The sequence below is a fragment of the Amycolatopsis sp. NPDC051372 genome, assembly GCF_040682095.1.
Lineage (GTDB): Bacteria > Actinomycetota > Actinomycetes > Mycobacteriales > Pseudonocardiaceae > Amycolatopsis.
Genome location: NZ_JBFBAF010000001.1, coordinates 182,132 through 206,020 on the forward strand (window position 1 = coordinate 182,132; position 23,889 = coordinate 206,020).

The following is a 23,889-nucleotide window of genomic DNA, read 5'->3' on the forward strand; positions in this document are numbered from 1 at the left end:
CAACCACATGACCACCATCGAGAAACAACCTCAGCAGCGGGGGGGCGCACCCGTCCTCGACGCGTCGGGTGTGCCGCGGCTGAGCCACCGCCAGATCGTCACGATCCTGAGCGGACTCATGTGCGGCATGTTCCTCGCCGCACTGGACCAGACGATCGTGGGTACCTCGATCGTCAAGATCGCCAACGACCTGCACGGCTTCGACCTGCAGGCGTGGGCCACCACGGCGTACCTGATCACGTCGACGATCGTCACGCCGATCTACGGCAAGCTGTCGGACATCTACGGCCGCAAGCCGTTCTACCTCGCCGCGATCTCGATCTTCGTCGCCGGTTCGCTGGCTTCGACGTTCTCGCAGTCGATGTACGAGCTCGCCGCGTTCCGCGCGGTGCAGGGTCTCGGCGCCGGTGGCCTGATGTCACTGGCCATGACCATCATCGGTGACGTGGTGCCGCCGCGCGAACGCCCGCGGTACCAGGGCTACATCCTCGCCGTCTTCGGTCTGTCCACTGTGCTCGGTCCGGTGCTCGGCGGGTTCTTCGCCGGGTTCGACACGCTCGGCGGCATCTCCGGCTGGCGCTGGGTCTTCCTGATCAACGTGCCGATCGGCATCGTCGCGCTGTTCGTGGTCGCCAAGGTGCTGAACGTGCCGCACGTGCCACAGAAGCACAAGATCGACTGGTGGGGCGCACTTTCGCTCGTCGTGGCGGTGGTGCCGTTCCTGATCGTCGCGGAACAGGGCCAGACCTGGGGCTGGGGCGACGGCAAGGCGATCCTCTGCTACGCCGTCGGCGCGATCGGCATCATCTCGTTCATCGTGGTCGAGAAGCTGATGAAGGACGCCGCGCTGATCCCGTTGCGGCTGTTTAAGAACTCGACGTTCACCGTCGCGATCATCGGTGGTGTCATCGTCGGTGTCGCCATGTTCGGCGCGATCACGATGATCCCGCAGTTCATGCAGGTCGTTCAGGGCTACACGCCGACCGAGTCAGGTCTGCTGATGCTGCCGCTGATGGGCGGCCTGATGCTGAGCTCGATCGGCTCCGGCCGGATCATGTCGAAGACCGGGCGCTACAAGATCTTCCCGATCGTCGGCACCCTGCTCATCGCCGGCGGCGCGTTCTTCTTCGCGCAGGTCAAGTACGACTCGCCGCTGTGGCACCCGCTGGTGGCCGCGGCCATCATCGGCCTCGGTCTCGGCCAGTGCATGCAGACGCTGGTCATCGCGGTGCAGAACGCCGGCCCGCGCAGTGACATGGGCGCCTCCACGGCAGCGGCCACGTTCTTCCGCCAGATCGGTGGTACGGCCGGTGTCGCGGTGTTCCTCACGATTCTGTTCAACGTGCTGCCGGGCAACATCACCAAGGCGTTCGGCGGCAACCCGCCGGCCGGTGCCGGTGCGCAGCTGGCCGACATCCAAACCAACACCAGCGTGATCCAGACGCTGCCGGACGCGCTGAAGACCCCGATCCTCGTCGGCTTCACCGAGTCGATCACCACGGTCTTCTACGTCGCCGGCGCGGTCGCACTGCTGGCCACGATCGTGCTGTGCTTCCTGAAGGAGATCCCGCTCGCGGGCATGAACCCGGCCGCCGCGGCGGTGGAAGGTGGCGAGGCACTGCTCGAGGAGAGCGAGACGCCGACGGACATCGTCGACCAGGCGGCCAAGCCGGGCTCGCTCTTCGAAGAACAGCCGCGAGAACCCGTTCTCGTCGGCGCAGGGGGAAGGCACTCGATGAACGGCAACGGTCACGGCGACCCGCAGGCGATTTCGGGCTCACTGCCCATGCCGATCACCAACTCGGCCGCGGGTGCGGGCATCGACGTGCCGCTGGGCGCGGGCGGTCCCCCGGTGACCGGGCACGTGCGCCGGCAGGACGGCAGCCACGTCGGTGCCGCCGCGCTGACGCTGATCGACCAGCAGGGTCGTCAGGTGGCGCGGGCGACCGGCAACGGCGACGGCAGCTACTCCGTGCCGACGCAGGGCCCGGGCACCTACGTGCTGATCGTGGCCGCTCCCGGCCACCAGCCGCAGGCCTCCAGCGTGGTGGTCGGCGGCGGGCCGGCGAAGCTCGACGTGACGCTCACCGGCTCGGGCGAGCTGACCGGTGTCGTGCGGTCCGTGGGGATCGGTTCCCCGCTGGCCAACGCCACCGTGACGCTCACCGACTCGCGCGGCGAGGTCAACGGCGCGTTCATCACGGCCGACGACGGCGTCTACACCTTCAGCGGTGTCGGTGCCGGGCAGTACACGCTGGTCGCGAGCGGCCCGCACTACCGCCCGGTGGCGGTCACCCTGACCGTGCCCGACAGCGGCGTGCTGCGCCACGACGTCGAGCTGGCCGGTGCCGTGCTGATGCAGGGCATCGCGCGAACCGAGGGCGACCGGATCGTGCCGGACGCGCGGATCACCGTGCTCGACGCGAACGGCAACGTCGCGGCGGTCGCGCGCACGGACGGTGAAGGCCGCTACGTGGTGAGCGACCTGCCGGTGGGCTCGTACACGGTGGTGGCGAGCGGTTACCCGCCGGCCACCAGCCAGGTGAGCCTCACCGACGGCGAGGCCGAGCACGACGTGCGCCTGAGCTACGACCAGGCTCTCGACGAGCTGGTCGACCGCTCATGAGCGGGGGCCTGCGCGCACAGCTCCGCGCCAGTGGGGGCTGGCCGGTCGAGAACGCCGTGCTCACGGTGACCGACCTCAACGGCCGTCAGATCGCGCGCCAGGTCACGGACGCGAAGGGGGCGGTGGCGACCGATCCGCTGCCCCCGGGCGTCTACACCGCCGTGATCACGGCGCCCGGGTACACGCCGATGGCTCGCACCGTGCAGGTCGGCTCCGACGGCGCCGGGCTGCTCGGCGACATCGCCCTGGCCCCCGTGGCCGAGGCCGTGGAGCTGCCGCCGCCCGGTCCGTGGACGATCGACCCGGTCCACACGTCGGTGGTCGCGACCGCGCGCCACATGGGCATCGCCAGCATCAAGGTGCGGTTCCCCGACGTCGGCGGACGCATCGACATCCGCCGCCCGGTGGAGCGTTCGACGGTGTTCGCCGAGATCAAGGCGGGCAGCATCGAGACCGGCATCAAAATGCGCGACGACCACCTGCGTTCGGCCGAGTTCCTCGACGTGGAGGCCTTCCCACTGATCACGTTCGAGAGCACGGGCATTTCGCAGCGCGGCACGGACACCTGGGCGCTGCTGGGCGAGCTCACCCTGCACGGCGAACGCCGTCAGGTCGAGCTCGACCTGCGCTACCAGGGCCACGGCCCGGACCCGTGGGGCGGCGTGCGCGCCGCGTTCCACGCCGAGACCCAGCTGCACCGCAACGATTTCGCGATCAACTACAGCGCGATGGTCCGCGCGGGCGTCGCCGCGATCGGCACCACGGTCAAGGTGGAGCTGGACATCGAAGCGGTGCAAGGCGAGTCCCTGCCGCAGTTCTAGACGTTTTGTTCGATTCGGGCCGCCCGGGAACTGTCCCGGGCGGCCCGTTCGTTTGAGCCGTTGGTGAACGCGCAGTTCATTCCAGGAATACCGAAAGTGACCGGAAGGCTGGATTCGATGGTTCCTTCTTTCCGTCGATCGTGGCCACGTAGGCTCTTCGCGTGAACCCCGCAAGCATCGAGGCCGCCGGAGTCGGCGTGAGCTGGCTCGACACGGCCGGCCCGCTGCTCGTCTGGGTGATCGTGCTTTCCTTCGTGTTCGTGGAATGCGCGCTCATCGTCGGCCTCTTCCTGCCGGGCGACTCGCTCCTCTTCGGCGCCGGCGTGGTGCTCGCGCAGCACGGCTCCGACGCGAACGCGTGGCTCCTGTCCGGCGCCGCACTCGTGGTGGCCGTCGGCGGCAACCAGGTGGGCTACTACATCGGCCGCAGCACGGGCACCCGCTTCATCGCCCGCCGCGGCGGCAAGGTGCTCAATCGGCACAACCTCGACCGCGCCCAACGGTTTCTGGACCGCAAGGGTTTCTTCGCGATCGTCGCGGCGCGGTGGATCCCGTGGATCCGCACACTCGCCCCGCTCATCGCCGGCGCCGCCCGCATGGACCCCCGGCGGTTCTTGTTGGCCACCAGCCTGGGTGGCCTGCTGTGGGTCCCCACTTTGGTCCTGCTGGGCTACTACGGCGCCGGCCTGCTGGACGCCCTGCCGTGGCTGAAGACGGCGTCCCTGTGGATTTCGGTGGCGTTCTTCGTCCTGGGGACGGGGTACGGGGTGCTTCGGTACCGGCAGGAAATGCGGCGACCGGTCGACGAACCGGACGACGCGCACGCCTGAGTTCCCGGCTCGCACGGTGGTCTTGGGGCTCCCGCTCTTTGCGTCGGCCACACCGATCGACCTACTGAGCGCGCGGCGTTCCCGGCCCAGCACGGACCTCTTCGGCTGAGCCGCGGCCGCCCTACAACTCCGGATCCGACCAGATCTCCAGCTGAATCCCATCCGGATCCCGGAACACGATCACCGACGACCCCTCGAAGGTCCGCGACTCCCGAGGCGGCAGGTACGACACCCCGTACTCCGAGAGCCGGTCCTCCCACTCACCGAGTTCCGCCTTCGACGACACCGAGAACGCGACGTGATCCAGCCCGGTCCGGCGCTCGTCGAAACAACGGCGGTCGGTGTCGGGGTGCTGGACCAGGACGACGGAAAACCCGTCGCCGGCGGACTTCAGCACGACCTTGTGGATCCCGGTTCCGGGGTCTTCGCGGCGGTGGCTCTCCTCGAGGTCGAGCACCCGCGCGTACCACGGGACGCTGCGTTCCACATCGGTCACGGTGAGCGCCAGATGGTGCACAGACGTGAGCTTGGGCATGACTTTCGCGGCCGTCCTTTCCGACCCCCGGCTGCGCACTCCGTGCGTTTACGACGCGGGGCGCTTGTCACCCACCCCGTGAACCGGCGCCGCCGCGACCCCGGTCGTCCAACTGCTCCGGAGGCTCCACCAGAGTGACACAGCCGCTCCGATCGGGCGGACGGATTCACCGACTTCCGCCACGAATCGTGATCTCCTCGTCGCCCGGCGTCCCACAAGCCGGGATGACGTGAACACGAGTAGCACACCAGTGGAACGCCGAAATGGGCAAAGACCACATGGTGGGACGCTATTCAGCGGCCGCCGCCGACTTCCAGGACGGCGCCGACAGTGAAGGACGATGCCGGTGACAGAAGCCACAGCACCGCTTCGGCAATCTCCTCCGGTTCGCCCGGCCGGCCGAGCGGAATCCCGGGCGCCAACCGCTCGAGCCGGTCCGGCAGGCCGGCCGCTTCGTGCAGACCCGTGGCCACGAGCCCGGGCGCGACGGCGTTCACGCGGATGCCCTCGCCCGCCACTTCCTGGGCGAGTCCGTACGTGAGCGTGTCCACCGCGGCCTTCGTCGCGGCGTAGTGCACCCACTCACCCGCCGAGCCCGTGCGGGCGGCCGTGGACGAGACGTTGACGATGGCGCCACCGGGACCGCCGTACCGCGTCGAGAGCCGCCGCACGGCCTCGCGGCAGCACAGGAACACCCCGCCGACGTTGACCTCCAGCACGCGCCGCACGGTGGCCGGGCTCTGCTCGTCCAGGCGCCCCGGCGTGTTGCCGGTGATGGCCGCGTTGTTGACCACGCCGACCAGCGACCCCATCTCCCCGGCGGTGCCGAAGAGCTTGCGGACCTGCCGTTCGTCGGCGACGTCGGCGCGCACCGCCAGCGCCTTGCGCCCGTGCGCCCGGACCTGGGAAACGACCTCGGCCGCCGGCTCGGAGTCGCCGGAGTAGTTGACCACCACGTCGTAGCCGCGCTCGGCCGCGAGGGTGCAGATCGCCGCGCCGATCCCCCGGCTGCCGCCCGTGACGACGAGAACTCCGCTCACAGGGCGAAGTTCACGAGCGGCAGGTTCTCCAGCAGGAGGTCGGCACGGTCACGGGTGCTCGTGATGAGGTCGGCGTTGCGTTGGTCCGAGCCGAGCGCACGCTGGCGCGCCTCGACCAGTGACCGGCCGTAACGGCGATGGCGCGAAACCAGCCGTTCGATCCGCTCGGGCTCGTCGGGCGCGAGGAACCAGGCCTCGGTGAGGTACTGGCGCACGCCGCTCCACGGGTCGTCTGGCAGCAGCAGGTAGTTGCCCTCCGTGATCACCAGCTGCACCTCGGGCGCCACCGCGACCGCGCCGGCGATGGGCTCCTCGATCTCACGGCGGAACTCCGGCGCGTAAACGGTTTCCTTGCCCTTCGCGAGCCGGCGGACGAGGTGGACGTAGCCCGCGGCGTCGAACGTGTCGGGCGCGCCCTTGCGCTCGGCGCGCCCGAGCCGGCGCAGCTCCACCTGCGCGAGGTGGAAGCCGTCCATCCCGACCACCGCCGCGCGGGAGCCCAGCGCGTTGGCGATCGCCCAGGCCAGCGTGGTCTTGCCGGACGCGGGCGCGCCGATGATGCCGAGCACGCTGCGCTGCCGCGGCTTGGCGAGCCCTTCGGCCCGTGCCAGGAGGTCTTCGAACGCCGTCATCGCACTCCTTCTCCCAACTTCGAGATCGCCGCCGTCCAAGACCGCGGCCCCACGTGGCGGACGCGCTCGCCGGCCACCGCGTTCGCGTGCCGGATCCACCCGTCCACCGAGCTTCCACCGGCCGCGACCGCGTGCGCGAGCGCACCGTGCCACACGTCGCCGGCCGCCAGTGTGTCCCGCGCCTCGACATCGTTGACAGGCACCTGGCCTGAGTCTTCCGTAGTGCTCCAGCGAACGGGATCCGGCCCCGCGGTCCTGATCACGACGGGTACTCCGCGTTCACGCAGGCCCGGCCCGGGCGCGGCGAAGTGCGCGGAGCACGCGGCGACGTCCACCAGCGGCAACAGGTCTTCCAGCACGGGTTTCCAGCTGCCGGCGTCGAGCACGACGGGCACGCCGAGTGATCGCGCGGCCCGCGCGACGGCCAGCGCGAGCTCGGGGTGGTGACCGTCGACGAGCACCGCATCGGCTTGGCGCACGAGCCCTGTGAGGTCAGTGAGATCCGGAACCTCCACCGGGGCACCGGAAGCCGCGTTGCGCGAGACGACCGTTCGCTCCCCGTCGGAATCGCGCACGACCACGGCGCTCACCGGCGGCGAGTCGGTGCGGGCCGGATCGAGGTCCACGACGTCGACTCCGTACGCGATCAGGTCGGCGTGCGCGAGCGCTGACAGCGGGTGGGCGCCGACGACCGTCACGAGCGTCGCGGCGGCCCCGAGCGCGGCCACGGTCACCGCAGCGTTGGTCGCCGGCCCACCGGCCGCGACGTCCACCCGCAGCGACTGCACCTTCTCGCCCGGCGCCGGGAAGTGCGACACCCGTTGCACGACGTCGACGGTGCACAGCCCCGCCAGCAGCACGCGCACGTCAGGTCAGCCCGGCGTGCGTGGCGGCCGCGACCTCCACGACCGCACCGCCTTCGTCGAGCTGCAGCGCACCGGTGAGCAGGCCGACGACCTGGTTCATCGTGTGCGTCTTCGGCGACACCACGGCCACGCGCTTGCCGAGCCGGTGCACGTGGATCCGGTCGGCGATGTCGAACACGTGCGGCATGTTGTGGCTGATCAGCACCACCGGCAGCCCGCGGTCGCGGATGCGCCCGATCAGCTCCAGCACCTTCGCCGACTCCGCGACGCCGAGCGCGGCCGTCGGTTCGTCCATGATCACGGCCTTCGTGCCGAACGCCGCCGCGCGCGCCACCGCGACCCCCTGGCGCTGGCCGCCCGAGAGCGTCTCCACGAGCTGAGAGATGGACTTGACGTTGATGCCCAGTTCGTCGAGGATCCGCTGCGCCTCCTTGCGCATCTCGCCCGTGTCGAGCTTGCGCGCCAGCCCGCCGAAGGGCCCGCGCAGGCGCTTTTCCCGGCCCAGGAACATGTTCGACGCGATGTCGAGCGCCGGCGCCACGGCCAGATCCTGGTACACCGTCTCGATCCCGTGGTGGCGAGCGTCCAAAGGGGACTTGAAGTGCACGACCTGGCCGTCGACGCGGATCTCGCCCTCGTCGGGGATCAGCGCACCGGACAACGCCTTGATGAGACTGGATTTCCCGGCGCCGTTGTCGCCGACCACGGCGAGCACCTCGCCGGGGTAGAGGTCGAAGTCGGCGCCGTTGATGGCGGTCACGCGGCCGTAGCGCTTCACGAGGCCGCGCGCGGAAAGCGTGGTCTGCTGCCCGTTGTGGGAAGTCATGACTGCTGCTGCCTCCGTGCGATCCGGTCGACGACCACGGCGGCGATGAGCAGCGCGCCGGTCGCGAGGTCCTGGTAGTTGCCGTCCACGCCCATCTGCGTGAGGCCCGAGCGCAGCACCGCCACGACGAGTGCGCCGAACAGCGTGCCGAGCACCGAACCGCGGCCACCGAAGAGGCTCGTGCCGCCCAGGACCACGGCGGTGATCGAGTCGAGGTTGCCGAGCTGGAACTGGTTCGGGTCGGCGTTCGGTGTGCGGCCGAGCGCCTGCCACGCGGCGATGCCGAAGCAGAAACCCGCGACCAGGTAGACGGAGATCACCGTGCGGTTGACCTTGATGCCGGACAGGCGCGCGGACTCCGGCGCGTTGCCCACCGCGTAGACGTGCTTGCCCCACGCGGTTTTCGTAAGGGAGTACCAGACGATGAGGAACATGATCAGCGCGAGCGTCATGCCGTAGGTGATCGGGATGCCACCGAAGAGGTAGCGCTTCGTGCCGAGCCATTGCAGGAGCCCGTCGGTGACGGGCACGGCCTGGCCGCCCGCGATCAGCTTCGCCACGGCGGTCAGACCGGTGAACGTGCCGAGCGTGATGATGAAGGCGGGCAGCTTGATCCGCGTGGCGAGCGTGCCGATGAACAGGCCGACGAGCACCGTCAGCGCGATTCCGGCGAGCAGCGCCACGAAGCCGCCTGCGCCCGCCGCGGCGAGCTTCGCCATGATCAGCGTGGCCACGACCATCGACGACGCGTTGGACAGGTCGATGCCGGCGATGAGGATGATCAGCGTCTGGCCGAGCGCGAGCGTGCCGACGACCAGTGACTGCTGGACCACTGTGGACAGGTTGTCGAGGTCGAAGAACGTGTCCGTGGCCAGGGAGAAGACCACGATGGCCACGATCAGCGCGAGCGCGGGGCCGACCGCGGGCGCGCGCAGGAGGAACTCGCCGAGCGACTCGCGCTCACGGGTGCCGTTCACCGTCGCGGTGGTCATTTCGCGCCTCCCCAGCAGTTCTGCAGGCCCCACGTGGTGTTCTGGCTGGGGACGCCCGGCATCGGCTTGTCGGTGATCACGGTGGAGCCGGTGTTCACGAAGCCCGTGGGCTTCTTGCCGGTTTTCGCGTAGTCGACGGCGGCGAGCACGCCCTGTTCGGCCATCTTCTTCGGGAACTGCATCACGGTGGCCGCGTAGAGGCCGTCCTTGACGTTCTGCACGCCTTCGCAGCCGCCGTCGATCGAGCCCATCACGATGCGGTCGGTGAGGCCGCGGGCCTTCAGCGCGGCGTACGCGCCGCGGCCCATGGGTTCGTTCATGGAGTAGACGGCGTTGATGTCCGTGCTGCGCTGCAACAGGTTCTCCATGCCCTGCTGCGCGAGGCTCTGGTCGCCGTTCGCGGGGGTGTGGCCCTTGATCTCGGGTGAGGAGTCCGTGAGGCCGATGCCCTTGAGGAAACCGCCGTGACGCTCGGTGTCGACGGAGGAGCCGGCGGTCCCGTCGACCATCAGCAGCTTGGGGTCGACGCCGTTGAGCGCGGCTTTCACGTACGCGCCCTGCTGCTGGCCGGCCGCGAAGTTGTCGGTGGCGAAGGTCGCGTCGACGGCGTCGGCCGGCTCGGTGGCGGTGTCGAGCGCGATCACGAGCACCCCGGCGTCGCGCGCGTCCTTGATCGCCTTGAGCACGCCGGTGGACGAGCTCGGGGTGATCAGGATCGTGTTCACGCCCTGCTGCATGAGGTTCTCGATGGCCCGGACCTGGCCGTCGTTGTCGCCGTCGAACTGGCCGGCGAGCGCGCTGAAGTCGGCGCCATTGGCCTTCGCGGCCGCGCCGGCCGCGTTGCGCAGCTCGACGAAGTACGGGTTGGTGTCGGTCTTGGTGACCAGCCCGACCTTGGCCTTGCCGCTGCCGGCCGGGGTCGTGTTGCCGCCCCAGTGGCGCTCGACCGTGCAGCCGGCGGTGCCTAGCACTGTGCCGACCACGGCGGCCAACGCCAGCGCGGAGAGACTGCGCTGTCTCATGGATGAATACCCTCCTGCGAGGTTGCCGATGGTCGGCAAGGTAGACAGACTCATGTCACGTCGCAAGCGTTTGCGCAAACGCTTGCGAGTGAACCTGGTTAAGGACTGACATGCCACAAACCCGCTCCTCCCGGCCCACCCAGCGCGACATCGCGGAGCTCGCCGGGGTGTCGATCACGACGGTTTCGCACGTCGTCAATGGCACGCGCGCCGTCGCGGAGGACACGAAGGCGGCGGTGCTGCGGGCCATCGAGACCACCGGCTACACCGGTGACGCGATCGCTCGTTCCCTGGTCACGGGTGGTACGCGCTCGATCGGCATGGCGGTCTCGCTGGTGGCCAACCCGTACTTCGCGGCGCTGATGCAGGCGATCGAACGGGAGGCTTCGGCCAACGGCTACACGGTGCTGCTCGCCGACACGCACGACACGGCGGCGACCGAGCGTGACGTGGTGCGGGCCCTGCGGTCCCGTCGCGTCGACGGCCTGCTGGTGACTCCCTCCCCGGGCGACGGTCCGGTGATCGGCGAACTCGTGTCGCTGGACGTGCCGACGGTGCTCATCGACCGGCTCTCGACCCGCACCGACGTCGACCAGGTCGGGGCGGAGAACATCCAGGCGATGTCGGCTTTGACCGCTCACCTGGCGTCGCTCGGACACCGGCGGATCGGCATGATTTCCGGCGCGCCGGGCCTTACGACCAGCGACGAGCGCGTGCTCGGCTACCGGCTGGGCTTGGGCCGTTCGGGGCTCGCGTGGTCGCCCGGCCTCGTCGCCTGCGGGAACTCGCACCGCGACGGTGGCGCGCTGGCGTTGAGCACGTTGCTGGCGCTGCCGGAACCGCCGACGGCGCTGGTGGTGGCCAACGACAGCATGATGGTCGGCGTCCTGCACGAGGCCCGCCGGCGCGGCCTGCGCATCGGCCGTGAACTGCCGGTGGTCGTGTACGACGACGTCGAGTGGGCCGACCTGGTGGACCCCCCGCTGACCACCATGGCGCAGCCGATCGAGGAGATCGGCCGCCGCGCCGTGCAGCTGCTGCTGGCCCGCCTCGCCGAGCCGACGCGCGCGGCCGAGACCGTGCGGCTGCCGCCCACGCTGCGCCACCGACAGTCGTGCGGGTGCCCCGGAGCGGCCTGACCGTTCACTCACACCGGTGATTCTTGGAGTGGATCGCCTTTCGTGCATCTCGGCGGGGCCTCCCGAGCGGTTACCGTTGGGTAAGCACGACGACGAGGGCCACGGACATGACCGCTCTGGCGCCGGAGATCCCGGTTTGGGGTACGCCGGTCACCCACCGGTTCGGTGTTGCCCTGGGCATGCACGCGAACCCGTACACGGGTGATCTGCTGCGCGCGATCCGCGGCGCCGCCGCGCGCGCCGGGTGCGATCTCATGCTCGCCGACACGCACGATTCCGTGGCCGAAGAGGCGGCCGTGGTGCGTGCGTTGCGGGCGGATCGGGTCGACGGGGTCCTACTGGTTCCGGCCCCCGGCGACGACGCGGTCATCAACGGCCTTGTGCGCATGGGCGTCCCCACGGTGCTGGTTGATCGCATCGCCGGCCGCAACGACGTCGACCAGGTCGGCTCGGAGAACATCCAGGCGGTGTCTTCGCTGGTCGAGCACCTGGCTTCGCGTCGGCACCGCCGCATCGCCATGATCACCGGCGCCGCCGACTCGGCCGTCAGCGAAGAACGCACTCTGGGCTACCGCCTCGGCCTCGACCGCACCGGCCTGCGCTACAACCCCGAACTCGTCGCCTGCGGCATGTCCTCCCCGGGCGGCGCGGCCCGCGCCGCCGCCAAACTCCTGGACGGCTGGCCCTCCCCCAGCGCCGTGGTGGTCGCCGGCGAGTCCATGCTCATGGGCGTCCAATGGGAAGCCCACCGCCGCGGCATCCGCATCGGCGCCGAACTCGCCGTCGTCGGCTTCGGCGACATGGCTTGGGCCCGCACGGTCTCCCCCGCCATCACCACGATGGCCCAGCCCATCTCGGAAATCGGCCGGCGGGCGGTGCAGTTGTTGATGGCGCGGGTGCAGGAGCCGGATCGTCGTCCTGAAGCGGTGCGGCTGGCGCCGCGGTTCTTGCACCGCGCTTCGTGCGGCTGCTGAGCTTCGTCTTCTGTCTTCGCGCGATCGCGTCGACAGCCCGGTTCTCACACCAGCTGCGAGCATGGCGCTGCGTAAGCTCCTGACCAGACCTTCCTTGCTGCAGCAGGGCCCACCCCGGACCACAGCCCCCGCCCTCCCCCGGGGGGCATCTACCGGCGCAACCCGGCGAAAACGGCTGAGGGCGACGCCGTACAGGAATCGTTGTGGTGGAAGGAAGGCCATCGTCAGGCGAGCGTCGCGGCGGCTTCGAGGAGCATCCACGCTCCGGTTTGGACGGACAGGTCGCGTTCGGGGGCTCCGGGAGGTGGCGGGCTTGGAGGGGCGGGGTTGGCCCATTCGGCGCTGAACAGGGGGCCAGAGGGCGTCTGGGTGGCGCCGGACCAGCAGGCGTCCGCGGTGGTGAGGACGAGGGTGCGGGCGGTGGCGGCTGCCGGGGTGGGCAGGCGCGGCACGGCGAGGGCGAGGTAGCGGGCGGCGATGGCGGCGAAGAGACCACCGTCGCCGCCGTTTTGGCCGCGGAGGATGCCGCCGGGGGCGAGGTGAGTGGCGATGGCGCGGACGGTGCGCGAAGCGGATTCCACATCGGACTGTTCGAGGCACGCGCCCAGGTAGACGCCTTGGCAGTAGGTGAAGATGTGCTTGACGAGTTCGCCGGTGTCGACTCGGAGGCCGTCCCAGACGAGGCCGGTTGCGGGGTCGACGAGGGTGTCGGTGAGCCACTTCGTCATGTCGCGCGCGCGGGTGGTGTCGCCTTCGCGGGCGTGGAAGATGGCGGCGGGACCGTTGGCGGGGGCGTTCTTGAAGGTGTCGCCGCGGCGCCACCAGATGCCGCCGCCGGCGTCGTCGGTCCAGCCTTCGTGGAGCTGGGCGTCGATGTCCGAGATGGCAGGGTCCACATCGGACAGATCTAGCGCGCGGACGCGTTGCAGGGCAAGGCCGAGCCAGGCGATGTCGTCGTAATAGTCGTTGATCCACTTGCCGAAGTTGCGCAAGTGCACGGACTTCACGAACTGCCCGATCACCTTCGCGCGCTCGGGCCGCGGGTCGCGCAGCTGGGCGTCGACGAGGCTGTCCAGCAAATGCGCCTGCCACCAGTAGTTCCAGTGCCAGTGCAGCCGCTGCCCGGCGGTCGGCGGCCAGCCGCTGCGCCCCAGCACCGTCGCGGGCACACCCCAGACGCGCCGCAGGTGCCGCCCCCGCACGGCGCGTTCCGCCGCAGCCGCCCGCCCAACCCGGTCGACGCTCATACCCGCGATTCTGCCCGTTCGCGCAGGATGGCGCCCCCTGATCCCGGCCTGACGCGATTGAAACCGGTTCCTGACAACCCGCCCCTACGTTCGGTGGTGTCCAAGATCCACTCGACAGTCGGGGAGAACACCATGAACGCCAAGAAGCTCACCGTTTCCGGTCTCATCGGCCTGGCCGCCGCGTGCGGCGCACTGGCCTTCTTCGGCCCGGCCGCCAACGCGGCGCCCGCCAGTGCTCCGGCTCCGGTTGCCGCTCAGCGCACCGCCACTAGCGCCCCCGCGCCCGCCGAACGCGCCACTACCGCCCCCGCCCCGCGCGGTACGGCTGCTCCGGCCCAGCGCCGGGCGGCATCGGCCCCTGTCGGCCGCATCGGCGCCTCCGCCCCTGCCCAGCGCGGTACCGCAGCGGCCGCCGTCCGTCGCACCGGCGTCTCCGCCCTGGCCCAGCGCGGCACTGCACCCACTGTCGTCCGCCGGACCGGTGTCGCCGCTCCCGCGCAGCGCGGCAGTGCGGCCACTCCCGCGCGTCGGGCCGGCGTCTCCGCCCGGCTCCCGCTCAGCGCCGCGCTGGTGTCTCCGCTCCGGCTCCTGCCCAGCGCTGACAAATTGAGCGCAGCCAGCTGAGCAGCCGCTGCCTCAGCGCGCGGTCTGGACCACGCGGGAAGGCGAGTCTTTCCGCCCAGACACGTGGTCCAGACCGTCGCGGAACTGAAATCGAAGTTTCCTCCGCAATCACCAAGACCGAGACAAATCGGCATGCTCCCTCACCCAAGCATGCATGACAATCCCCGCCGCGACCCCGGCATTGATCGACCGCGTACTCCCAAACTGCGCAATCGACACCACCATCGACGCCGCAGCTTGAGCCTCCTCCGACAACCCCGGCCCCTCCTGCCCGAACAGCAGCACGCACTCCCGCGGCAGCGAAGCCACCTCCACCGCCACCGACCCAGGGGTGTTGTCCACCGCCACCACGGCCAACCCGGCAGCGGCAGCGAAAGACACCAACCCGGCAACATCCTCATGATGCCGCAAATGCTGATACCGATCCGTCACCATCGCCCCACGACGGTTCCACCGCCGGCGCCCCACGATGTGCACCTCGGCAGCAGCGAAGGCATTCGCCGTCCGAACGACCGTCCCGATGTTGTGGTCATGCTGAAAGTTCTCGATCGCCACGTGGAACGGATGCCGGCGAGCATCCACATCGGACACGATGGCCGAACGGCGCCAATACCGGTACGCATCCACCACGTTCCGGCGATCGCCGTGCTCCAGCAGTTCAGGGTCGTACCGCGGATCCGAAGGCCACTCGCCCACCCACGGACCCACACCAACCGGCTCACGGCCCACCCACTCGGTGGGCCCGGCCTCGGGATCTTCCGTCACGAGGGACGATTCTCGCTCAGCCCAGGCGGACGCGGTGAGCCGGAGTGTCGTCGTGGCGGTGGCGCCAGTGGTGGTAGGCGCCGACGTACGAGAAAATCACCAGGGCCAAGGCAATCGCCGCGACGGCCGGCAGCAGCGAACGCGGCACGACCGTGTCGTACAGGTAGTACGCGTTGAACCCGCCCGGTAGGTCGCCAAGTCCTTGCTGGTGGCGGAAGAAGTTCTCCGCCGCGGTCAGGGGGCACGGGACCGGGGTGACGTTCACCAGTACGCCCCAGGCCGCGAAAAACACGTGTACGAGAGCGACTCGCGGCCAGCGCCACGCGAGGAAACCGCCGAGCCCGATGAACAAGAGGGCGAGGATGTGCACCGTCACCGTCACGTCGGCGAGGAAATGCGCAACCGAAGCGCTCACCACCGCCCCCTTTCCCCACGGCTTCTACCAGCGACGTTACTCCGGAAACCGTGCCCCGGCGGGCGAAAATTCCTCACTCGCTGTGATGTTCCACCCAGGGGAGCAACGCGTTCACCCGAGGGGTAACGGAGTGGTCACTCCGGGTACGAACCGTGCGCCGGAAAGATCCCTCAGCGCACCCGATCACTCATGGTGGGCTCTTCGTCCGCACTCGGGATGTGCACGTCGCCGACGTTGATGTTCACCTCGACGACCTCCAGGCCCGTCATGCGCTCGATCGCACCGATCACACTGCGTCGCACCTGGCGCGAGAGGTCCGCGATCGGCACGCCGTACTCGACGACGATCTCCAGGTCCACTGCCGCCTGCTTCTCGCCGACCTCCACGGCCACGCCCTGGCCCGCACTCGCGGACGCGCCCGGGATCCGGTCGCGCAGCGCACCCAGCGCACGCGCCGCGCCCCCGCCCAGCGCGTGGACGCCCGGCACCTCACGCGTGGCGAGGCCGGCGATCTTCTGCACGACCACGTCGGCGATCGTCGTGGTGCCCTGGTCGGTCACGAGGCCAGGAGCCACTACGAGGTCAACGGTCTTCTCTGCGGCAGTCATCGGACTTCTCCCTCGGTAGGTTGGGAAGCGAGGCGGGACAAGGCTTTCCTGCCCCGTCGCCGCTTCGACACAACGGCCCGGTGATCGTCACGACCCGATCGTGTGACACAGCGCTAAAGAAAACACAGGGCTCAGGAAAACGCGCCGGCATCGACGTCGGTGACGATCAGCCGCAGTGTCGCACCCGCCCACTCCGTGTCCGCCAGCACCGGCCGCACCACGGCTGCCGCGCGCGCCAGCAACGGCGGCAACGGCAGCCGCGTGGCGATCAGCCGGATCTGCACCGCCTCCGGAGTCAGATCCACCGCAGAGCCCCGAATCCGCTCCACCGCCGGCCGCAGCCCCTCCACGTCGGCGAGCGCCGAGACGATGCCCTCGGCGATGTTCACCGGCGCTCCAGCTCGATATCCACAATGGACACCACCACGGCGTCGACCGTCAGCCCCGTCTGCTCGGCCACCACGCGCGTCACCGACCGCTGCACCGCCCGCCCCACAGCGGCGGCCTGGTCGAACGACGACGTCACCACGTCGACCTCCACCGACAGCCCACCCTCGACGTCGCGCACGCGTACGCCGTCGATCGGCGCCGGATCCAGCCCCTGCCACCGCCCGCGGGCCGCCCGCGTCCACACCGTGACGAGGCCGCGCAGGCCCGGCTCCAGCCGCACCACGCCGGGGGTGACGAGCGCGGCCCGGGCCGCGACGCTCGCGACCACCGGGTCCGCGATCACGTACTCGGCCTCGCCCGTCATTCCCCGTCCTCGTACACGTCTTCGACCAGCAGGTCCAGCTTCGCGAGCGTCAGCCCGACGCGCGCAGCGGCCGCGGTCGTGACGCGTTCGCGCACCCGGGCCAGCGTCTCGGCACCGTCGACGTTCCCCAGCCGCACCGCGAGGGTGAGCTCGACCTCGACGACCCCGCCCCCGTCGGAAGCGATTCCGACCGTGCGCACGCGGCAGCGGCGGGCCCGGACGTCACCCGCGGAGTCGGCGGCGTAGCGCAGCACCACGGCCACAGCCGCCTCGCTCACCTCCACCCGGCCCGGCTCCGGCGTCGGCAGGTCGAGCATCTGCCCGCGCCGCGCCGCGGCCCGCACGGGCGACATGATGCGTCCCACCAGGCCCGGCGGTACCGGATCGGGCGAGGCGACGAGCTCGGCCGTCGCCGAACGCAGGGCGAGCAGGCTCTCGCGCGCGGTTCCGCAGTGCGGGCAGGTCGCCTCGTGCGCGTCGACCGAGTCGAGCCGGTCCCAGAGCGCGTCCAGGTCCCGGCCGCACGGCAGTTCGTAATCTGTGCCGGTCTCGTTCATCGCCACGGCTTCATCACCGCCGCCAGCTGCGCCCGAGCCCGGGCGATGCGGCCCCGGACGGCCGCCGGGTTCACCCCGACGACCTCAGCGATCTCGTCGTAGGAGCGGCCGTGGACCTCACGCAGGAGCCAGCACACCCGTTGCGGCGGCGTGAGCTGCTGCAACGCCGCGTTCAGCGCCTCGAGCTGACCGCTGACCTGCGCCGCGTGCTCGGGCCGCCCGTCGGTGCGCGGCGACTCCGCCAGCTCGAGGTCGACGTCGGCCTGCGGACGGCGCGCGCGGATCACGTTGAGGCAGCGGTTCGCCGTGCTGCGGTAGAGCCAGCCGACGAACGCGCTGTCGTCCTGCAGCTGCGCGAGCTTGCGCCAGGCGCGGAGGAACACCTCCTGCACCACGTCCTCGGCGTCGCCGCGGCGGTTGAGCATCTTCACCGCGAGCCGGAACATGGGCGCCTGGTAACGCAGCACGAGCTGTTCGTACGCCCGCACGTCGCCGTCGCGGGCGCGGCCGACCAGGGTCGCGTCGTCGAGCTCCGTCGTGGTCACGACACCCCCTTCCACCAGGGGGACACCGGCGAGGGGGTGTTCGTCACGCACGCATTCTCGGGGATCTTCGAGAATCGCGCTCAGCTCAGGCCGAGGTCGTCCTTGTTCAGCAGGTACCGGTACTCGAGGCCTTCCTTCTCGATGGCCTCACGCGCGCCCGTGTCGCGGTCGACCACCGTGGCGACGCCGGCGACGACCGCCCCGGCCTCGCGCAGCGCCTCGATGGCCGTGAGCACGCTGCCGCCCGTGGTCGAGGTGTCCTCGACGGCCAGCACGCGCTGCCCGCGCACCTCCACGCCCTCGATGCGGCGCTGCATGCCGTGCTCCTTCACCGCCTTGCGGACGACGAAGGCGTCGAGCACCATCCCGTCGCTCGCGGCGGAATGCAGCATCGCCAGCGCGACCGGGTCGGCGCCGAGGGTGAGGCCACCGGCGGCGACGTAGTCCCAGTCGGCCGTGAGCTGCCGCAGCAACTTCCCGATGAGCGGCGCCGCCGCGTGGTGCAGGGTCGCCCGGCGGAGATCGACGTAGTAGTCGGCTTCCTTGCCCGACGATAGGGTCACCTTGCCGTGCACCACGGCCAGTTCGGTGACCAGCCTGGCCAGTTCGAGCTTCGCACTTTGATCCAACCCGGGGTACGCCACGGCCGAGAGTCTTACACACGCCACCGACAAGCCCGCTCGTCACTCGCCGAGCGCGACGGCGGTCACGGGCCGCGCCCGCGTGGCCACCCAGGCGGGCACCAGCGACGCCACCAGCGCGAGCACGGCGGCGGTCGCCACCACGGTGAGGTAGATCCCGATCGGCCCGGCCGGCAGCGGCGAACCCGTGGCCACCAGACAGAACGGCACGATCGCACCCGCGGAGACGACCGTGCCGAGCACCACGCCGATCGTCGCGATCAGGCCGCCTTCGACACCCGCCATGCGCAGCACCTGTTTACGCGTGAAGCCGCCGAGACGCTGGAGGCCGAACTCGCGGCGACGGCGCGCGGTGGCCATCACGAGCGTGTTCACCACGGAGATCACGGTGTAACCGATGATCATCCCGATCATCAGGTAGTTGACCCACGCGCCCACCGCGTCACCGGTTGCGTGCGCGGCGAGCAGCGACTCGCGGTCGCCGACGGACACGGGCAGGCCGGCGGTGGCCGTGGTGAGGCCGGCCGTGAGCCGGGCCTGGTCGACACCGGGTGCGGCGCGCACCAGCACCTGCGGCGCGAGGCCCGCGGTGGTGTGGGCGGCGAGCAGGCCGGCCGGGAACAGCAGCGTCTCGAATCCGGTGCGCTGGTCGACGAGTGCGACGACGCGAACGGTCACCTCGTGCCCGTCTCCGAGCCGGAGCGTGACGACGTCGCCGACACCGCGGTGCAGCTCGGTGGCCATGCTCGCGGGCAACGCGACGGCGTCTCCGGTGAGCGTGTCGAGGCTGCCTGCGGTGACTTTCGCCGACGTCGTCTGGGCAGCGCTGCCGGTGGTGAGGCCGAGGGCCGGGTGGCCGTCGTCGTCCTGGCTGTCGTCGTAGGGAGCGGTGACGAAGACGGTGCTGGTCACGTACTCCGACGCGGCGGCGACGCCCGGTGCGTCCTGCACGCGCCGGAGCAGTTCGGGGCTGACGCCGGCCGGGGCCGCGACCACGGCGTCGGCGCGCAGGTCCTCGGTGAAGGCCTGCTGTGACACGGCTTGCGTGGTGGTCTGCAGGTAGATGTTGGCCGTCGCGATGCCGACGGCGAGCATGATCGGCGTGACCGCGCCCGACACCTTCGTGGCCGCGGCCCGCGTGTTGGCCAGCGCCAGCCAGCCGGTGACGCCGCCGAGCAGGCGGACCGGCGCGTGCAGCAGCATCGCCATGACCAACGTGGCGCCGGGGCTGATCGCCGCGACGCCGATCGCCCACAGCATCACCGCGGGCCCCGCCGTGCTCGCCGCGATGGGACCGGTCATCACCGCGAGCGTCACGATTCCGAGCGCCGTCCCGCCGCCGAAGCAGAGCACGGCGACGATCAGCCGCAAGGGCGTGAGCCACCGGCGTTCGACAGCGGCTTCGGCCAGCGCCTCCGTCGGCCGGATCCGGCTCACGCGCCTGGCCGCTACCACGGCCGCGAGCACCACGGCGAGCAGCGTCGCGCCGGCGGCGACGACCATGGGCAGCCAGCCCTGGTGGAAGCGCACGACGTCGGGCACGACGCCGGCGTTGGTCAGGCGGCCGAAGAGCCAGCGGCCGAGTAGCGGGCCGAGCGCGGCGGCCACGGCGATCGCGAGCAGGCCGATCGCCACGGCCTCGCCGAGCACCATCCGGCGCAGCTGCCGCCCAGTGGTGCCGATGGCGCGCAGCAGAGCCAGCTCCCGGCGGCGCTGCTGCGTCGCGAGGCCCAAGGTGCTGGCGACGACGAACAACGCGACGAGCACGGAGAGGCCACCGGAGACGGCGGAGAGGACCACGAGATTGGTGCCGCTGGCGTCGGCCTGCGGGAATTCGGCGTGGCCACGGTCGTCGCCGGTGAGCGCGACGACCCCGTCGCCGAGGTTCAGGCGCGCGGCGACGGTGGCCGGGTCTTCGTTGGTGAACACGTCGAAGTCGTCGACCTGGTTTCCGGCCAGGCGAGCGGCTTCGGCGGCGGTGAAGAAGATCGTGGGCGCGGTCGTTGACGCGGTGGCGACGCCGGCGACGCGGTAGGTGCCGGTAGTGCCGCGGGCGGCGAGCTGGATGGTGTCGCCGGGTTTCGCGGTCACGTCGGCGACGACGACCTCGCCGTCGCCGGGAGCGTGGCCGGAAGTGAGTGTGAACGGCGTGAGGACGGCGGAGTCCCACGCGTGGCCGGTTGCCGGTCCTCGCGGCAGCGCAACGGGAATGTTGACGTCACTGACCACAGTGGACACACCGGGCGTCGCGCGGATCTTGTCGGCCAGCGCCGGATCCAGGCGCACGGTCTCCGGCAGCGCGACAGCTTCGGTCTTGAGCTTGCCCTCGTCCGGATCGCGTTTGGGCAGCCGGATCTCCTGCTGCCCGGCCACGACGATCGGCGCGGCCGCCAGCCGCTGCGGGGGCGCGTCGGCGCGGATGCCCGTCTCCATCAGGCCACCGCACGCCGACACGATCACCGCGCCCAGGAACGCGGCCACGAACGTCGCGAGGAAACCGCCTTTGCGCAACCGAAGCGTGCGCAGCGCGAGCCGGAACATCACGCACCACCGACCGCGACGGCGCCGGCCCACGCGCCGAGGTGCGTCATCCGCGCGGCGACGGCTTCCGGCGTCGGGTGGGCGAGCTCGCCGGCGACGCGGCCGTCGGCGAGGAAGACCACGCGGTCGGCGTGCGCGGCGGCGACCGGGTCGTGCGTCACCATCACGACGGTGAGCCCGCCGCGCACGGAATCCCGCAGCAGGGCAAGGACTTCGGCCGCGGTGCGCGTGTCGAGGGCACCGGTGGGCTCGTCGGCGAAGAGCACCACCCGGGCGCGCCACGAGCGCCCGCGCGATGGCCACGCGCTGCTGCTGGCCGCCGGACAGCTCGCCCGGGTGGTGCCGGCGCCGGTCGGCGAGGCCGACGTGCGTGAGCATGCCCGTCACCAGCTTGCGGTCAATGCGGCGGCCGGCCAGGCGCAGCGGGAGCACGACGTTCTGCTCGACCGTCAGCGCGGGCAGGAGGTTGAAGGCCTGGAACACGAAGCCGATCCGGTCGCGGCGCAGCTTCGTCAGCTGCGTCTCCGAGAGCTTCGCGAGGTCCTGGCCGTCGAGGTGCACCGAGCCGGCGGTGGGGCGGTCGAGGCCCGCGGCGCAGTGCAGGAACGTGCTCTTGCCCGAGCCCGAAGGCCCCATCACGGCGGTGAACCCGCCGCGCGGGAACACCAGGTCGACGCCCGCCAGCGCGGTGACGCGCCCGTAGTCCTTCCGCACAGCCCGCAGCCGCACTGCCTCATCCGTCATGGGGAAAACGCTAGGCAGCGAAGGCGGTTCGCACCCTGGTGCCAGCTCGCCGGGAAGGGGTGGGGGCAGCCCTACCTCACGTGCGCGAGCGGTTGCCGAACCCGGCCGACAGGCGGCGCAGCACCCCGCGCGGCAGTAGGCCGGTGACGGCGACCAGTGCCTTGTACTGCAGGCTCGGCACGGAGATCACCTTGCCACGGCGCAGGTCCGTGAGCGCTTCGTCCACGACCTGCTCGGCGCCGAGCCAGAACGCCTTCGGGCCTTCCTTCGCGAGGCCCGCGCGCTCGTGGAACTCCGTGGTGGTGAAGCCGGGGCACAGAGCCATCATCCGTACGCCGGGTGGCAGTGACGTCGCGATGCCTTCGGTGAACGACGTGACCCAGTTCTTGCTGGCCGTATAGGTAGAGCCCCGGCCGGAGAAGAAGCCGGCGACACTGGAGACGTTGATGATGTCGCCGTGGCCGCGCTCGACCATGCCGGGCAGCGCGGCGCGGGTGAGGCGCAGGACGGCGGTGACGTTCACGTCGAGCTGGCGCTGCAATGCGTCGGGGGAGATCTTCCAGAAGTCGCCGGAGAGGCCGAAACCGGCGTTGTTGATCAGTAGGTTCACCGGTTTTTCGGTGAGCCGTTCCTCGACCTTCGCGCGTCCGTCTACTTCGGACAGATCGGCGGGGAGAATTTCCGCGTTGACTTGATGGCGTTCTGCCAATTGCTTGGCGAACGCCTCGAGGCGCTCTTGGTCGCGGGCGACGAGCACGAGGTCGTGTTTCTCGGCGGCGAGCGTGCGCGCGAACTGCGCTCCGATGCCCGCGGTGGCTCCGGTGATCACGGCAGTGGCGGTCATGGGGCGAACCTACCTGCAGTCGCGTTTGTCCCAGTGGCGAAGTATGGTCCGGCCCATGGGCAAGCACACCCAGCGAAAGCCCGGCTACCTTCCGAAGGTGGCCGCCGGTGCGGCACCCTTCGCACTGCTGCTCGCCGGCCCCGCGTCCGCGCTGGCCGATCCCACTCTTCCCCTCGACGGCCTGCCGCTGGACCTGCAGCAGCACGGCAGTCTCGACCACTCCGTGCACTCCTCGGCGGCATCGGTGGGGGTCGTGCGCGACACCTCCGTGGCGACGCGGGGGTTGCCGGTGTCGGCGGCTTCTTCCCTGACGCAGGCGGTGTCCGACACCACCGGTTACGGCCCTTCGGATTCACTCACAGCGGTGAAAACGACAAACGGCTTTTCGCAGTCACAGCGCCACGAACTCCGGGCGGGCTCGCCGGTGCGGCTGATGGCGGGGGACTCGTCGCGGGTCACGTCTTCCTCGCCGGGCTCCCGTCTTGGTGCTGCCACGGCGGAGGGCGTCTGGCTGCCCTACGGCGTCGACGTCCTCACGGATTCCTCCGGCGACGTCGGTGCCGGGCGCTTCGCCGGCGATCTCGGCAGCGGCGTGGGGGCGCACCGGACGTCCGGCCACGCCGTGGACGTCGGCGGGCTGGGTTCGGTGGTGGCCAACTCTGAGCAACACGGGACGGGTCGGTTCGTCGGCTCGCTGGATGTTTCCGACGTCGGCCAGCGACACCTCGCCACGGCAGACGTCGGGCCGGTTTCGGGCTTCCTGCTTACCACGCAGTCGTTGTCGGGCAACGGTTTCCGCGGCGAAATGGCGGCGGCGGACGCGGCTTCGGCGCGGGTTTCGACCGGGACTTCGGTTTCGCCGCGGATCGGGCAGACGCAGTCGGTGGGGGTGACGGCGTTCGGGACCCCGGTGGTGCCGGATGCAGTGTTTTCCACGCCGCCGTTGGGTTGAGAATGTTGGTGCGGCCGCCTTTCGGGGCGGCCCTTTCCGCGTGTGGGGTCAGCCTTCGTCGAAGGCCGGATCCGGGCGGGTCGGCCGCGACGGAGCCGCCGGTGCTCGGGTCGCTGGGGGTGCCGGATCTGAGGTGTCGGATGCCGGTGGTGGGTTGAGCCGGACATGAAAAACGGCCGCCTTTCGGGGCGGCCGTTTTCGCGTTCGGGATCAGTCTTCGTCGACGTCCGGGTCCGGTTTCGCCGGCGGGGTGGCCGGGACGGAGCCGTAGGTGCTCGGGCCGCTGGAGGGGGTGCGGGGCTCGGGCGGGGTCGGGGCGTCGGCCGGGCGGGTTTCGACGGGGGTCGTC

At 70.6% G+C, this 23,889-nt stretch carries 25 protein-coding genes; 7 read left to right on the plus strand and 18 right to left on the minus strand.

Annotated elements, in window-relative coordinates:
- Positions 1 to 7 precede the first annotated feature (7 nt).
- The 3 genes from AB0M56_RS00835 (at position 8) to AB0M56_RS00845 (ending at position 4,277) form a co-directional block, all read left to right on the plus strand.
- Complete coding sequence (locus AB0M56_RS00835; RefSeq protein ID WP_364169406.1) at positions 8 to 2,626, plus strand: MFS transporter; 2,619 nt, start codon at positions 8 to 10, stop codon at positions 2,624 to 2,626.
- Positions 2,623 to 3,447 carry a YceI family protein gene (locus AB0M56_RS00840; RefSeq protein ID WP_220245271.1) on the plus strand — a complete coding sequence of 275 codons (825 nt, stop codon included), beginning with the start codon at positions 2,623 to 2,625 and terminating at the stop codon, positions 3,445 to 3,447. Before AB0M56_RS00835 ends, AB0M56_RS00840 begins: the two co-directional genes overlap by 4 nt.
- Before the next feature lie 161 nt (positions 3,448 to 3,608).
- Positions 3,609 to 4,277 (plus strand): DedA family protein, encoded by a 669-nt coding sequence (locus AB0M56_RS00845; protein ID WP_364169408.1) that lies wholly within the window; start codon positions 3,609 to 3,611, stop codon positions 4,275 to 4,277.
- Positions 4,278 to 4,398: 121 nt separating this feature from the next.
- Here the strand turns inward: AB0M56_RS00845 and AB0M56_RS00850 are convergent, their stop codons facing one another.
- The 7 genes from AB0M56_RS00850 to AB0M56_RS00880 all read right to left on the minus strand — a co-directional run bounded on the left by AB0M56_RS00850 (position 4,399) and on the right by AB0M56_RS00880 (position 10,190).
- Complete coding sequence (locus AB0M56_RS00850) at positions 4,399 to 4,812, minus strand: VOC family protein (RefSeq protein WP_364169411.1); 414 nt, start codon at positions 4,810 to 4,812, stop codon at positions 4,399 to 4,401.
- Between the two features lie 293 nt (positions 4,813 to 5,105).
- Positions 5,106 to 5,852 (minus strand): SDR family oxidoreductase, encoded by a 747-nt coding sequence (locus AB0M56_RS00855; RefSeq protein WP_364169414.1) that lies wholly within the window; start codon positions 5,850 to 5,852, stop codon positions 5,106 to 5,108.
- Positions 5,849 to 6,484 carry a nucleoside/nucleotide kinase family protein gene (locus tag AB0M56_RS00860; protein ID WP_364169417.1) on the minus strand — a complete coding sequence of 212 codons (636 nt, stop codon included), beginning with the start codon at positions 6,482 to 6,484 and terminating at the stop codon, positions 5,849 to 5,851. The genes AB0M56_RS00855 and AB0M56_RS00860 overlap by 4 nt, the downstream gene beginning before the upstream one ends.
- Positions 6,481 to 7,344: a PfkB family carbohydrate kinase gene (locus AB0M56_RS00865; RefSeq protein WP_364170702.1), complete on the minus strand. Its 864-nt coding sequence runs from the start codon at positions 7,342 to 7,344 to the stop codon at positions 6,481 to 6,483. The genes AB0M56_RS00860 and AB0M56_RS00865 overlap by 4 nt, the downstream gene beginning before the upstream one ends.
- A gap of 7 nt (positions 7,345 to 7,351) precedes the next feature.
- A complete protein-coding gene (locus tag AB0M56_RS00870) occupies positions 7,352 to 8,176 on the minus strand; it encodes an ATP-binding cassette domain-containing protein (RefSeq protein ID WP_364169420.1) in 825 nt (274 codons plus the stop codon).
- The gene (locus AB0M56_RS00875; RefSeq protein WP_364169423.1) at positions 8,173 to 9,168 is read right to left on the minus strand and encodes an ABC transporter permease; all 996 of its coding nucleotides are present in this window, start codon (positions 9,166 to 9,168) and stop codon (positions 8,173 to 8,175) included. The genes AB0M56_RS00870 and AB0M56_RS00875 overlap by 4 nt, the downstream gene beginning before the upstream one ends.
- The gene (locus AB0M56_RS00880; RefSeq protein WP_364169426.1) at positions 9,165 to 10,190 is read right to left on the minus strand and encodes a substrate-binding domain-containing protein; all 1,026 of its coding nucleotides are present in this window, start codon (positions 10,188 to 10,190) and stop codon (positions 9,165 to 9,167) included. The genes AB0M56_RS00875 and AB0M56_RS00880 overlap by 4 nt, the downstream gene beginning before the upstream one ends.
- A gap of 110 nt (positions 10,191 to 10,300) precedes the next feature.
- Here AB0M56_RS00880 and AB0M56_RS00885 point away from each other — a divergent pair, with 110 nt between their 5' ends.
- Together AB0M56_RS00885 and AB0M56_RS00890 are read left to right on the plus strand one after the other, a co-directional pair.
- Positions 10,301 to 11,329 (plus strand): LacI family DNA-binding transcriptional regulator, encoded by a 1,029-nt coding sequence (locus AB0M56_RS00885; protein WP_364169429.1) that lies wholly within the window; start codon positions 10,301 to 10,303, stop codon positions 11,327 to 11,329.
- Positions 11,330 to 11,436: 107 nt separating this feature from the next.
- Entirely contained in the window at positions 11,437 to 12,303 is an 867-nt protein-coding gene (locus AB0M56_RS00890; protein ID WP_354865351.1) for a substrate-binding domain-containing protein, read from the plus strand.
- Between the two features lie 224 nt (positions 12,304 to 12,527).
- On the opposite strand, the gene AB0M56_RS00895 is transcribed toward AB0M56_RS00890, so the two are convergent.
- The gene (locus AB0M56_RS00895; RefSeq protein ID WP_364169432.1) at positions 12,528 to 13,550 is read right to left on the minus strand and encodes a glycoside hydrolase family 76 protein; all 1,023 of its coding nucleotides are present in this window, start codon (positions 13,548 to 13,550) and stop codon (positions 12,528 to 12,530) included.
- A 132-nt stretch (positions 13,551 to 13,682) separates the two neighbouring features.
- Between AB0M56_RS00895 and AB0M56_RS00900 the strand changes: the two genes are divergently transcribed.
- Positions 13,683 to 14,174, plus strand: a complete 492-nt coding sequence (locus AB0M56_RS00900; protein ID WP_364169435.1) for a hypothetical protein — start codon at positions 13,683 to 13,685, stop codon at positions 14,172 to 14,174.
- A 108-nt stretch (positions 14,175 to 14,282) separates the two neighbouring features.
- Here AB0M56_RS00900 and AB0M56_RS00905 read toward each other — a convergent pair whose 3' ends face one another.
- The 10 genes from AB0M56_RS00905 to AB0M56_RS00950 form a co-directional block, all read right to left on the minus strand.
- The gene (locus tag AB0M56_RS00905) at positions 14,283 to 14,939 is read right to left on the minus strand and encodes a TrmH family RNA methyltransferase (RefSeq protein ID WP_364169438.1); all 657 of its coding nucleotides are present in this window, start codon (positions 14,937 to 14,939) and stop codon (positions 14,283 to 14,285) included.
- 16 nt (positions 14,940 to 14,955) lie between these two features.
- Positions 14,956 to 15,354: a DUF2784 domain-containing protein gene (locus AB0M56_RS00910; RefSeq protein ID WP_364169441.1), complete on the minus strand. Its 399-nt coding sequence runs from the start codon at positions 15,352 to 15,354 to the stop codon at positions 14,956 to 14,958.
- Between the two features lie 170 nt (positions 15,355 to 15,524).
- Positions 15,525 to 15,962 (minus strand): Asp23/Gls24 family envelope stress response protein, encoded by a 438-nt coding sequence (locus tag AB0M56_RS00915; protein WP_364169444.1) that lies wholly within the window; start codon positions 15,960 to 15,962, stop codon positions 15,525 to 15,527.
- A 131-nt stretch (positions 15,963 to 16,093) separates the two neighbouring features.
- Positions 16,094 to 16,351 (minus strand): hypothetical protein, encoded by a 258-nt coding sequence (locus AB0M56_RS00920; RefSeq protein ID WP_364169446.1) that lies wholly within the window; start codon positions 16,349 to 16,351, stop codon positions 16,094 to 16,096.
- Complete coding sequence (locus AB0M56_RS00925) at positions 16,348 to 16,716, minus strand: Asp23/Gls24 family envelope stress response protein (RefSeq protein WP_364169449.1); 369 nt, start codon at positions 16,714 to 16,716, stop codon at positions 16,348 to 16,350. The genes AB0M56_RS00920 and AB0M56_RS00925 overlap by 4 nt, the downstream gene beginning before the upstream one ends.
- Entirely contained in the window at positions 16,713 to 17,273 is a 561-nt protein-coding gene (locus tag AB0M56_RS00930) for an Asp23/Gls24 family envelope stress response protein (RefSeq protein ID WP_364169452.1), read from the minus strand. The genes AB0M56_RS00925 and AB0M56_RS00930 overlap by 4 nt, the downstream gene beginning before the upstream one ends.
- Positions 17,270 to 17,818: a sigma-70 family RNA polymerase sigma factor gene (locus AB0M56_RS00935; RefSeq protein ID WP_364169454.1), complete on the minus strand. Its 549-nt coding sequence runs from the start codon at positions 17,816 to 17,818 to the stop codon at positions 17,270 to 17,272. The genes AB0M56_RS00930 and AB0M56_RS00935 overlap by 4 nt, the downstream gene beginning before the upstream one ends.
- A gap of 80 nt (positions 17,819 to 17,898) precedes the next feature.
- Positions 17,899 to 18,462, minus strand: a complete 564-nt coding sequence (gene pyrE / locus AB0M56_RS00940) for an orotate phosphoribosyltransferase (protein ID WP_364169457.1) — start codon at positions 18,460 to 18,462, stop codon at positions 17,899 to 17,901.
- 39 nt (positions 18,463 to 18,501) lie between these two features.
- On the minus strand, positions 18,502 to 21,744 hold the full coding sequence (locus AB0M56_RS00945; protein WP_364169459.1) for an ATP-binding cassette domain-containing protein: 3,243 nt from the start codon (positions 21,742 to 21,744) through the stop codon (positions 18,502 to 18,504).
- 76 nt (positions 21,745 to 21,820) lie between these two features.
- Positions 21,821 to 22,588, minus strand: a complete 768-nt coding sequence (locus AB0M56_RS00950) for an SDR family oxidoreductase (protein WP_364169462.1) — start codon at positions 22,586 to 22,588, stop codon at positions 21,821 to 21,823.
- Between the two features lie 55 nt (positions 22,589 to 22,643).
- On the opposite strand from AB0M56_RS00950, the gene AB0M56_RS00955 reads away from it, so the two are divergent.
- A complete protein-coding gene (locus AB0M56_RS00955; RefSeq protein WP_364169464.1) occupies positions 22,644 to 23,540 on the plus strand; it encodes a hypothetical protein in 897 nt (298 codons plus the stop codon).
- The last annotated feature ends 349 nt before the right edge of the window (positions 23,541 to 23,889 follow it).